This window comes from Pseudaeromonas pectinilytica, assembly GCF_054780855.1.
On the sequence record NZ_BAAGVN010000038.1, the window covers coordinates 1 to 11670 of the forward strand.

The following is an 11670-nucleotide window of genomic DNA, read 5'->3' on the forward strand; positions in this document are numbered from 1 at the left end:
AGAAAGACGCTATAAACGCGGGCAGAAAAATAGTGATCGGCATGATGTTATTGGCCGATCGACATGATGTTATTAGCCAACCATCATTACCTAAGCGATATTTTAATCAGACTTGGCATGGATGAACGGGTCGGCCTCTCCCGAATCGCTGAAATTTTCTCAAATACAGCTGAATGGGAGGGCTTTGTGCAGCCAGTTATGGATTGGCTAGTGCCAAGGGTAGAAATATTGCGAGAGGTTGAAGGTGGTGCATAACAACGCCATTAATTCCGACGCTCGTACCTCGCGCAGTTTATGGTAAGCGTTAGGCGCTCACTAATGACCACGTTCGAATCCGAGGACTATTTACTAAAAACCATTGCACAGCACGATGCACTGTAAGCGCCGCTAAATCGACCTACTTGCCTTCGTTGTATTGCGCCACTTTTTTTGCAATGGGCTCCAGCGGGACGTTCCAGGGTAGCAGGGCTTCGAGTTTTTCCAGGCTATCGGCCTCGCCGATCTGCGCCAGCACATAATTGATATACGCTGATGGCTCCAGGTCATTGGCTTTGGCTGTCTCCAGCAACGAGTAGCAGGTCGGCCGCCAGGCCGTGGGCCTGTTTACGAAAATCGATAGGAGCCCGATAGAGGTAGATCTGCGGCATGGTCAGTGCCGGACGCAAGTAACGAGGGCGCATTACAACTGCCTCATGATAGCGCCGAGCAAATCGATATTGCCCGGATGTAACCTGGAGAGAGTGATCCCGTTGGGTAAGGTGAGCGTCAAGCCGACTTCGTTCGTGACAGGAGCAGGCATGGCTACTCTGACAAAGCCAGGAAGAGAGTCCGAGTCTACAGGCTGTTCGAGCTTTTTGCGCCAGTAAGCAAACTGGTGATAGACCAGTGCCTGGCTTTTGCAAAAGGCGTGGCCGGAGAGGCCGGAGTCAAGCCAGGCGGTGATCTGCTGTCGCCAAAAATCAGCACGTTCTTGAGTGGTCATAGTGAAAATCCAGCGAAGAGGTAATGGATTTCGAGTGTGACGAGCTGATTTTGGGAAAAAAAGATGCCGATTCAAGGGCGCTTACTTACAGAGTGTAGATAGTTCCGGTTTTCGGCTCGTGTATGTGTGTCTATATTGCCCCCACTGCGCTAAATTTCCCAATCAAAGGCCGGTGTCATTACTTCGGACCTTGCCATAGCGCACCCCCCCTTAACTGCATTAAAGTTGAAAAACCTCTTAAAAATCATATGGATACATTTCAGGGAAACAGTGGTTTATTCAAAAAAAAAGATATACGCCTGTTTTATTTGTATACAAAAAAATCTTTTAAAAGACCGCGTTCCGCGAAGATTAAACCACTGGTTTAAGAGCTGGAGGGGGGTGTTTTAGGTAAAAACTTATTAAATATATAAAGAAATGGACATAAATAAAAAAGAGTTATATTTTAATATAAATTACACACATTAAAGAAACTATCATGAACATAATATATCTGTCAATGTTAAATTTAAAATAAATTAGATAAATATCTTCTCCTTAATTTTTTAAAAGAAAAAAGAGAAATGGCGATTAAATTCTGAACTTATGCTGTGAGCACCATATGCTCTATAGCATTACGATTAATAAAAACACTATAGAAGCGATTTTGACTACTAAAGGAATACAAGGGTGGCACCTGGGGTTCAGAATTCAACCAAGAGCGTCCTGTGAATTATATCGATTAGTATGATGGTGTAACCGAGATTAGATTTAATATGGTTATCGACCTTACGGCATTATTGGAAATAATAGTATTTAGCTGAGATGTAAATTGTTATTGAAAAATAAAACCTGCAACGTTATTCTAGATTTAAATTAAGTTGCGGGTGAGTTATGGTAAATGATTATGATAAAAGACTAATAATGGCAGTGAAGTTATTTAAAAAGCGGAATTCTGGAAAATTACTTCCTGATGGCATGTACGATTCAAATAGAATTTTTGTGCTGAGCCAAAATGAAAAATGTGAATGCTGTCGCGATATTATAAAAGGGAATATCCGCTATCCATTGAATGCATTAAACCATGCATGTTCTAAGGTACATGTTGCAAATTTATGCAATGTGTCGGTGAACGATCTGAAAAGTAAGCTCAGAAAGCAGAAACGTCAACAGAAACAGCAAGTAGCAACAGTACTCGGAGGGGCAGGTTATTGCCACCAGGCTCTAAGACCACAAGGGCTCGTTATCATTCCCGAGTAAGTTCATTAGGCTGTTAATGAATAGACAATTAGAGCTACTACCACCGTTTAAACGTTCACAATATAGGGATGTGAGTGCTACAGCCAGTGATAAAACAAGTCACTGTAGTCGTGAGTTGGTTAAGTTATACTGATAATGTTCATAAAATGCACAGGCTCGGGCTTGCTCTAATTAATCGATCGGTTTTAATGCTACTACGAAGAAAGAATATTCCAATATTAAATCAGCATTAAAGCGTATACCCTCTCAATTTGAACATAAAATCAATTCTGAACGGCAGACTGATGGATGATTTAAGCAAAGCTTGGTCATGGAATAATTATTTTGTTTCTGGTTTACTATGTGATATCTGTTTTCGATGTAATTGCGAGTGTTACTCAATTAAGCCAGTGTTATCTATCGAGCTATAACCTATCATTTAGATTACATTAGTGGTGTGAAATGGAAAGAACATCAGTATTATATTTGCCTGCCAACTTTAATGGCGAGGAATCAATTTCAGCCTTGGTAGGCTGGGTGCAGTATTGTTGTTCTGTTGAGGTGGTTTTCAGCTGGAATTAAATATCGCTGCGTCGCTATTTCAATTCACAATCTGCTGCTTGAAAATTCACTGCCTGGGCACGGTGTATGACCGAGTTCAGCGAGGTGTATTGAGCGTATGTCATTAGTTTTTCACAGTATCTTGCGAAGATTGCTCAATGCATACGTTCATCACCTGGTACACAAAAAGAGTATGTTTTTGTGTACCATGCAAGAAAAAAGGATTTTCAACAAAAACAGGGAAGAGTAGGATAGAGACTCAAAAAGCCTTCATGTAGAGACCTGAACGGCAATCATGCGTGGGTGCAATGACACGACCCTGCGGTAGCTAACACTATCAAATGTCTCTAGTTATGATCCACACAGGATCTGTCTTCTAATGGGCCATTTTGGTGCATCTAGCTATCATGTCTAGAGCAGCAGAAGATGAGATTCGAGAAGGGCTTATGTCACGCTAGGCGGTCATTTTCCGCCTTTGCCGATTATAAATACAAAAAACACGACGTATCAGTTTGATAGCAAATGGGGTTCGATTCATGCAACGGCTTGCGAATGCTGACTAAAAAGCACAACTCAGCGTTCTTATGTGGATTTGTTCAGGATAATAAATCGTTATAATTTTTGGAGATTTGTATTGGATAATCAAAATAAATTGAAACTGCTCAATAAACTAATTGAAAAATCTGATACAGTAAAAGAAAAGCATCACAATAATCCTGAATTTAAAAGTTGGAAAAATTTAGTTGAAAGAACACTTATATCAATTTATGGCAATGGCTCGATACAAATAGGTCATTTTTACAATTTAAAATTCTTTTCAAGTCGAATAAGCTTTGATAATAGACAAGATTATGAAAAGAAGATTGCCGATAAAAATGCTTTTGATGCAAGTTTCAAAATATTAATGACAGCAATTCATGAATATATCGAAGAACTCAAAGAAAGCATAAATACAAGTGAAGAAAATTTGGAAAAGCAAACAACCTCTGATGTTTCTAAGGTTTTTATTAGTCACTCAACAAAAGACTCTCAATTTGTGACAGAAATTGTCGATTTATTAGAAACTATTGGCTTAGATTCCACACAAATTTTCTGCACGTCAGTTGACGGTTACGGAATTACAATTGGTGATGATTTTTTAAATGCAATAAAAAGTGAATTATCTGATAACTCTCTTGTGTTTTTTATATTGTCTGACCAATTTATGAATAGCCCAGTATGTTTATGCGAAATGGGAGCAACCTGGGTTTTATCTAAAGAACATATACCTATTTTAATTCCTCCATTTGACTACGATGATATCAAGGGTGTTATTCCATTAACTCAAGGACTTAAAATTAACGAGTCACTAAAACTAAATCTTCTAAAAGAAAAAGTTGAACAACTATTTGGTATTCCTTCGAAGCTGTCGCAAACGACATGGGAAAGAAAGAGAGATAGGTTTATCACCAACATTGAGTCATTACTATTGTAAAATTATAACAAAAACTTGGCATGGAACAGCTACGCTGCCCCACAAGTAAAAGTTATGAAAAATCGTATCGCACAAGCGCCAACATTATGAAATAAAAACAGGAGAACGAAAGATGTTTAAACTTGCACTCACAATTACCCTATTAGCCTGCGCTACTGGTTGCGCGACATCAACAGCGACAACGGAGAAACTTCCAATAAAGGTGATTCCATCACATATGGCAGAAAAGTGTGAATTCATTCAGCAAATGGCCATAAATAAAACAAATGCATTTAATTCAGTAAACACAAAGGTACAACAAGCACAATTTGATTTGGCATCACAAGCAATATCTCTTGGTGGAAATGCCATGGTAATTGAGGATACAGATATAACAGGTAACGGGCACGTTGTGGATGTAACAGCATCCGTGTACAAATGTAAAAAACAGCAGTAATATATTTTATTTGTAGTGACATGTATTTTAAATCAAACTATTAGCAAGGTCTTCAGCTCCACATAAAATCATGAAGCCGCATTTAGTGTGTGCGAAATATATGCATTACAAAACAAACTTTAATTACAACACACCGTGTTCACTAAGCATGTGATTATAACATTAATATGCTAATCTAAATCTAAGGATACTATACAATGTGTAGATTTGTTTTTATATTGGTTGCCTTTTTTTGTTCTTCAATGCCATTGCTTGCCAACAGTGATGGATATAATACCGAAATCGAAATGAAAGGAGATGTTGCAAAATTAGCACTATCATCTTTAATGATCAAAGAGCAAGGTAAAACTGAGCTTATCAGCACAGTTATTAATGAATGTCATACTATAAAAAATAGATATCAAAATAGTACTGGTACAACTGAAAATATGAATGCGTGGATGATAAAGATAAACTCTATATGCTCTGATTACCAAACCAATGATCAGGCAGCTAGGACATTAAAAGTCGAATCGGATTTGGAGTCCTGCTCCAAAGAGATAAATTCGGCGATTAGTTTGGCAATGTCTCAAGGCTTGGGGGATGATGAGATAATGAACAAAGGCAGTGCTGCTCGTGACAAATGCATGCAAAATCTTGGTTATTAATATTCAAGAACATACACTAACTGGAGTCAATATGAGATTCATTACCATCACGCTATCAGCACTGTTATTATCCGCTTGTTCATCCAGCTCATCATCATCACTTCCAATTAAAGTCATTGATGCAAAACAATCTGAAGATTGTAAGTTGATTGACACTGTATCTGGGTCTGAAGTGTTTAGTCTTACCGTAGATAAAAATGTTGCACTAGCAAGAGAAAATGCAGCTAATGAGGCTATGAAATTAGGTGCTAATGCTATTGTAATCACCGGTACTGAAGTGTCTGCCAATGGCAATGCAGCAACAGTAACGATGAACGCATATTTGTGTCACTAGGCCATCCCGCGTGAAATGACAAATTAACAAACGAATATAGATTGCTATTTAAGGTGGCAAACTGGCTACATGCACTGCCATGGTATTCAATTTGCTAAATAGAAAGGATACAAGCTCAGCATGATTTAGCACATCCCATCTTTTATATGCAGCTATGGATGTTTTGTGAGAGCAGCGTCTGAAAAAGTTAGAACAGATCCCGCCCTGCCAAGGGCAGGGCGGGATCACACATTAATTTTGGATGATTTTTACTCAAAAATGGCGCGCTAGATTTCATAAGTCAGCTGAGAAATTGATTTTCCAGCGGGATTTTTAACGACGTCATGCACCTGATGAGTAAAAATGATACGAAGCATGCTCTCGCCCTGCTGTCACTATGAGCAATAGAGATGGCTGATAATATATTTTGATCACAGCCAAATAAATGATGGCAGCTTTCTCTTTGAGAGTTTCAGTGAAGATATGGTTCTTAAAGATGTTTATATAGGTTGTAAGTCCGAATTACAGTTCTCCGATATTACCTCATCCTATAAAATCGGAGATAAAAGCGTAATAATAAAAATTACTAGGCCATCGTTTCGAGACTTTCGCATTGTTTGGGATCAGAGCAAAAAAACGCGAACGTACCTAATAAATCAATCAACTACGCGTTGGACTCCCCCAGCTTTAGTGGACTCGCATCACTAACCGAAATTGAGGTCAATGATGCCTGCTTACATCACCGGAATACGGACTCACAAATACACTACCGAGTTCAAGTTTAAGGCCGTGCGCTGGAGCCATGATCCGGCTCGTTCCGTCAAAGAAGTCGCACAAACTCTGGACATTCATCCCTTCATGTTGTCCCGTTGGCGCAAAGAGTATCGTGAAGTAAAATTTGGAATGCCGCCCTCCCTCCAAGAAAGCCCCGAAACCTGAAGGTAGGTTACTCGAGTAAGATGAACTCAAACGCCAAAGCGTCGCATCTCTGTGCTTGAAGAAGAGAATGACAGCCTAGAAAATTGGCAACGTTTCCTAGCGAAAGTCTTAACGTAGATTGCTCATTTGGCTAAAAATAAAAGCCGTGAAAATTGTATTTGTTTGGTTTTGGTATAATAGATAGGATATTAAATTGGACATCTCCTCAAGTCAGCAGATTTTCTTTATTGAGTTAATTTCTCTTGTGATGCTTGTAACAGCAATGGTTATATATTATCGAACTTTATCTCTTAAAAGAAAAATTGTCACCATGTCGCAAGAAATGGCGATAAATCCAGTTTCAGTACTCATTGAAGCGTTAGAGAAGGACAAGTTGTCTATTTCGGAAAAGATTGAAAATGGCAATGCTGTATTATCGAAGCTACGTCAAGCTTATGATAGAGCTGAGGTGCAAATGAGCCAAATCAAGGCTGGCCTACCTCCGCCAAATTTTAAAATCGATGACGATGAAAGCCTAAAGTCTGCCATCCGAAAGATTCGTGAAAAGCAACACAACCTCATCACTAGTCAACGTGCAACAAGGTCCATGTCAAACTGGGAGTGGTTTGGCAGCAAATCAGACGGACAAGTACTGATAAAAACCTACAATAAATTGATGATTAGCGCATTCAACGCCGAATTTGATATGGCTAGGGATAAGATGCGCCACAGTAGCTACGATGTCGCGATAAACAAGCTCAGAACGAGTTTGAAAGCACTGGAACAATTGGCAGAAACAGTCAATGTGACGATTTCCTCAGAATACCTTTCCGTGAAAGAGGATGAACTCAAAATCTGGCATTCTGACCTTGAGCGAAAGCATGAAGAGAACGAAGCTAGGAAAAAGCAAAAAGCAATCCTTCGAGAGCAAAACAAAAAGCTTGGGCGGATGTCAGATAACGACGAGTACGAGGAGGATGAGATTGAAAATCAGCTGGAAAATTGCTCCGCAGAACTCGAGATGGCTCGTAAATTGGCAAAGCAGATTGCTGGAGATGATCTAGCGAGGTTGGAATTAAAGATCGAGAAAATTGAAGATGACAAGCGGAAGCTCGAAGCACAATTTGAACGTGCCACCTCCCAGGCCCAAATTACCCGAGCAGGCTATATATATGTCATTTCCAATATTGGAAGTTTTGGAGAAGGTGTATGCAAGATAGGGATGACGCGACGCCTAGAGCCAATGGACAGAGTGGTTGAACTTGGTGATGCAAGTGTCCCATACCGCTTTGATGTGCACACACTGGCTTTTGTGGAAGACGCCCCAAGGCTAGAAAAGGCCATACACAATGCATTCATCTCTAAGCGTGTCAACAAAGATAATCACCGCAAGGAATTTTTCCTAGTCTCCCCGGAAGAAGTAAAGGCTGTTATGGATAATATGGGCATCAAGTCATCTTGGTATTACGAATGTGATGCCAGAGAGTACAGGGAATCAGAGCTGATGAGGGAAGCAATGTTCGGAATGCGCCGTAGTCACAGCGCAGCCTCCGTTGATCTTCCAGAATCAATATAAGGGAAAGATAAACCATGAATATTGCCTTCACATCATTAATCCTCATCACCGCCTTGGTTGCTCTGATCGTCAGTGCGCTATACCGCAAGAAACTTCAGGCACAGTTCGATATGCTAATGATGAGCTACAGACCTGTCGATACGTTAAAAGCGGAGGTGTTCAAACTCTCTAATACATACTCTAACTTACAGGAGAAGTACAAAGATAGACGCAACACCCTTCAAAACTTTGAGCGCATTATTAGTACCTACGACGTTGGGATAGGCTCCATAGATGTAAACAGTTATAAGCCCCTTCACGACACTCGGGACGTTGCTTTTCTTGAGTCGGAGCTAGAGAAGGTGAAGGATAAAGCCAAGGCGATCATAAGTTCAAAACGTGCTTGCATATCTCGCTTACCTTCAGACATTGCAATAAATGGCCGCAAAGGCGCTGCCAAGACATTTATCAACCGTGAAATCAGGTTGCGTATCAGATGCCTGGACAATGAGGTGATGGCCGCCATAGCTGCGGTAGAGTGGAATAACATCAATCGTCTCATAGCTCGCGTCCAAAACAAGTTCCAAGAGATTAATGATGAGAGCAAGCTGGTCAAAATTTTCCTGGAGAGGAACTATCTGGATCTTAAGGTGCTTGAACTGCGCCTAAATTATGAGATTAAACAATTAAAGGCCGATATTAAAGAAGAGGAAAGAGAGGAGCGCCAGCGGATTCGGGAAGAAGAGCGTGATGAAGAACGCGTTAAAAAGGAACTTGAGAAGGCTGAGCGTGATCGGGTCCGAATGGAGAATCTTGTTAAACAGGAATTAATGAAAATTAGTGAAGCTACAGACGCTCAGAAAATGAAACTGGCTCTTCACCAAAAAGAGCTGGAGATGTTAAGAGCGAAAGAGGTGAGGGCGATGTCTTTGGCCCAGCAAACACGTGCAGGTTACGTGTACATCATCTCAAATGTGGTTTCATTTGGGGAGGGAGTCTGCAAGATTGGCATGACTAGACGCCTGGATCCCAATGATAGGGTCAAAGAGCTAGGTGACGCTTCTGTACCCGATTTCTTCACTGTGCATGCATTTATCTACACTGATGATGCACCGACACTGGAAAAGTTTTTCCATGACCAATTTAAAAATCGCCGGGTGAATCTCGTCAATCACAGAAAGGAGTTTTTCCGCCTGATACCTAAAGATGCTCTTAATGCACTGGTGAATTACCCTGGACATTACAATTTAGAGATCTCCAGCTAAATATCTGTTGTCTGATCATTGAAGTACTTGCATACGGTGTATTTCAAGAAAGGTGTCTCCTAAACCTATTTTTGTTCTGGTTAGGACGCTCTGGATTCAACTTCATGGCACTGATCTGTAAGCAGTCTAACAGCTTGCCACGCTATTTCACTTGGTGTGACGAAGCGGGTATGCCGATGCTCTTCGTTACACCAAGCTATAACATTTCTTGGGTGCTGCCAGACTGTTGAAGCCGTCCTCACGAGGTAGTTATACCCAGGTCATGCATCTTGGTCAGTAACGTCACCGACTTCATTGGTGCGCCATTTTCCAAGTGCAAGACTAGCGGCTGCTTCCAGAATGATGCTCCGTTACAGTAGTAATGCTGCTTCTTCTTCACCAGACTCTTGCTCATGTACTTCTCAGCCTTTCCCTTTGCGGCTGTAGATGTCAGATATGAGCAGCTGTATTTGGCTGTTTATAAAACCGTGGACAGTTTTACTTGACCACTACATTTCGCCTTGGTTTAGTTTAACGCTATCCGCTATCCGCTATCCGCTATCCGCTATCCGCTATCCGCTATCCGCTATCCGCTATCCGCCTTCCAATCAGGCTGTTCAGGAAGTCATTTCTAATAGCAAACCAGCCCCTTGATGTCATCAAAACCGACTGTTTTGAGTCTTTGAACATGCATATTGACATTTATCGATATTCACCTATATTTGTTATCAATCAGGTGGAACAATCGCATCAATTAAGTTAGATGGATTTTCATCGTAAGCAATTGATTTTAAAGAGTTAATTTGGCTTTTTTGTGAAAAATCGAGGGTTCGAATCCCTCCCTCACCGCCATCTTGAAAGAAGAGCTGCAGCAATGCGGCTCTTTTTGTATCTGCAATTCCCGCGGAGGGAGGGTGAAAGCCCTCGTGGGTTCGAGCCGAGCGCAGCGAGACAACATCGCGTAGCGATGGCCCGCAGGGGGCGCGACAGCGCATCATCCCTCCCTCACCGCCAAATAAATGAAAAGAGCCCTATCGAAAGATAGGGCTCTTTTCATTGTGCAAATCCGACGATTCGGTTTGATCCGGTTCCGCCTGGTAGATGCTGCCGATCTGTTCACCTCGGGCGAACGGCGGCGGGCCAAGGGGGAAAAAGCCTCCCCCTTGGCAATCCCGGGCTCGGGTTTATGCCGACTGCCGGGAAGACTCCGAGTTCCGGGCGGCTCTCCATCGGCCGGGAGCCACACGCCATCCATGGCGTGACGCTCCCTCTTACGGTCATCCTGACCGCGCACCGACTCCATTCCCCCCTGCACTCGGCCCGACAGACGGCTTCGGGTTTCTACGGGACAATCCACAAGCAAAAGCCATCTTCATCCGACTCCACCTCTGATTTACTCACCCGAAGTTACTTTAATCCGGCGCTGTTTGATTTGACGCACAAACCGCCATGACAATTTTGAATACTCTGCTATTGAGGGTCAGATGAATCGTAGTGCGATGCAGGGCATAGGGTGGCCGCAAGCCCCTGCGGTAGCCATGCCAATCGTCATAACAAGGGCAGGGCGGGATCGCACTTTGTTAATGAAATTTGAACAGGCAGATCGTCTGTGATCTAATCGAGTCTCCATGCAGGAGGCACGCGCTATGACGTTGATTGAACACCTTACCCTTGTCGAAGAAACTCGCTCTGAGATCAATCGTAAACATAACCTGGTTGATGTCATGTTCCTTGTCATCAGTGCCATCATGAGTGGTGCCGAGGGCTGGAATNCATTGCCCGCATTCTGCGCTGCATTGTCATCGATTCCCTGCTCGAAGCATTGCTGTGCTGGGTTAATGAACAGCGCACTCATCAGGGCAAACCCCTCATTGCCTTTGATGGCAAGGTGTTACGCGGCTCCTTTCGGGGGAATGCCAAGGATGCTCTGCAGTTGGTCACGGCCTACGATACCGAAAATGGGCTGGTGTTAAGCCAGAAAGCAACCCCTAACAAGAAGGGGGAAATCGAAACCGTCAAAGAGATGTTAGACATTCTTGAACTCAAAGGTGCCGTTGTCACGCTTGATGCCCTGCATTGTCAGAGAGACACACTGGAAAAAATCAGCGAGAAGAAGGCTCATGTGGTGGTACAGGTAAAAAAGAACCAACCGAAGTTGTATCAAGCCGTTCAATCACAATTCCAGGCACTGTTTGATGCCCAGAAAGAGAAGATTGTCGTCGAGCACAAAGAGAGTGGGCATGGCCGCCAGGAAGAGCGCTATGTGTTTCAATTAAAAGCCAAATTACCGCCAGAGTTGACGGAGAAATGGCCGACAATCCG

10 protein-coding genes, 1 other RNA gene and 4 pseudogenes are annotated in these 11670 nt (G+C 42.2%); 10 read left to right on the top strand and 5 right to left on the bottom strand.

Annotated features, from left to right (window positions below):
* Nucleotides 1–397: 397 nt before the first annotated feature.
* The 3 genes and pseudogenes from ACYVG7_RS03875 to tnpA form a co-directional block, all read right to left on the bottom strand.
* Nucleotides 398–580, bottom strand: a pseudogene (locus ACYVG7_RS03875) (transposase domain-containing protein); the annotation flags it as partial.
* Complete coding sequence (locus ACYVG7_RS03880) at nt 543–680, bottom strand: hypothetical protein (protein WP_460881931.1); 138 nt, start codon at nt 678–680, stop codon at nt 543–545. The gene ACYVG7_RS03880 and the pseudogene ACYVG7_RS03875, both read right to left, overlap by 38 nt.
* Nucleotides 680–982, bottom strand: a complete 303-nt coding sequence (gene tnpA / locus ACYVG7_RS03885; RefSeq protein ID WP_460881932.1) for an IS66 family insertion sequence element accessory protein TnpA — start codon at nt 980–982, stop codon at nt 680–682. Before tnpA ends, ACYVG7_RS03880 begins: the two co-directional genes overlap by 1 nt.
* 873 nt (nt 983–1855) lie before the next feature.
* Between tnpA and ACYVG7_RS03890 the strand changes: the two genes are divergently transcribed.
* The 8 genes and pseudogenes from ACYVG7_RS03890 to ACYVG7_RS03925 all read left to right on the top strand — a co-directional run bounded on the left by ACYVG7_RS03890 (nt 1856) and on the right by ACYVG7_RS03925 (nt 9369).
* A complete protein-coding gene (locus ACYVG7_RS03890) occupies nt 1856–2221 on the top strand; it encodes a hypothetical protein (RefSeq protein ID WP_460881933.1) in 366 nt (121 codons plus the stop codon).
* Nucleotides 2222–3395: 1174 nt separating this feature from the next.
* A complete protein-coding gene (locus tag ACYVG7_RS03895; RefSeq protein ID WP_460881934.1) occupies nt 3396–4235 on the top strand; it encodes a toll/interleukin-1 receptor domain-containing protein in 840 nt (279 codons plus the stop codon).
* A 112-nt stretch (nt 4236–4347) separates the two neighbouring features.
* On the top strand, nt 4348–4671 hold the full coding sequence (locus tag ACYVG7_RS03900) for a DUF4156 domain-containing protein (protein WP_460881935.1): 324 nt from the start codon (nt 4348–4350) through the stop codon (nt 4669–4671).
* Nucleotides 4672–4868: 197 nt separating this feature from the next.
* Nucleotides 4869–5318, top strand: a complete 450-nt coding sequence (locus ACYVG7_RS03905) for a hypothetical protein (RefSeq protein WP_460881936.1) — start codon at nt 4869–4871, stop codon at nt 5316–5318.
* Between the two features lie 31 nt (nt 5319–5349).
* The gene (locus ACYVG7_RS03910) at nt 5350–5652 is read left to right on the top strand and encodes a DUF4156 domain-containing protein (RefSeq protein WP_460881937.1); all 303 of its coding nucleotides are present in this window, start codon (nt 5350–5352) and stop codon (nt 5650–5652) included.
* 705 nt (nt 5653–6357) lie between these two features.
* Nucleotides 6358–6522: pseudogene (locus ACYVG7_RS03915) on the top strand (transposase); the annotation flags it as partial.
* 241 nt (nt 6523–6763) lie between these two features.
* Complete coding sequence (locus ACYVG7_RS03920) at nt 6764–8125, top strand: DUF4041 domain-containing protein (RefSeq protein WP_460881938.1); 1362 nt, start codon at nt 6764–6766, stop codon at nt 8123–8125.
* A gap of 14 nt (nt 8126–8139) precedes the next feature.
* Nucleotides 8140–9369, top strand: coding sequence for a DUF4041 domain-containing protein (locus ACYVG7_RS03925; protein WP_460881939.1), 1230 nt, complete (start codon nt 8140–8142; stop codon nt 9367–9369).
* Between the two features lie 247 nt (nt 9370–9616).
* On the opposite strand, the pseudogene ACYVG7_RS03930 reads toward ACYVG7_RS03925, so the two are convergent.
* Nucleotides 9617–9809 (bottom strand): annotated as a pseudogene (locus ACYVG7_RS03930) (IS3 family transposase); the annotation flags it as partial.
* A gap of 267 nt (nt 9810–10076) precedes the next feature.
* Nucleotides 10077–10223 carry a hypothetical protein gene (locus tag ACYVG7_RS03935; RefSeq protein ID WP_460881940.1) on the bottom strand — a complete coding sequence of 49 codons (147 nt, stop codon included), beginning with the start codon at nt 10221–10223 and terminating at the stop codon, nt 10077–10079.
* 19 nt (nt 10224–10242) lie between these two features.
* Between ACYVG7_RS03935 and ACYVG7_RS03940 the strand changes: the two genes are divergently transcribed.
* Both ACYVG7_RS03940 and ACYVG7_RS03945 read left to right on the top strand, forming a co-directional pair.
* A non-coding RNA gene (locus ACYVG7_RS03940) (RtT sRNA) lies at nt 10243–10362 on the top strand.
* A 632-nt stretch (nt 10363–10994) separates the two neighbouring features.
* A pseudogene (locus ACYVG7_RS03945) lies at nt 10995–11670 on the top strand (ISAs1 family transposase); the annotation flags it as partial.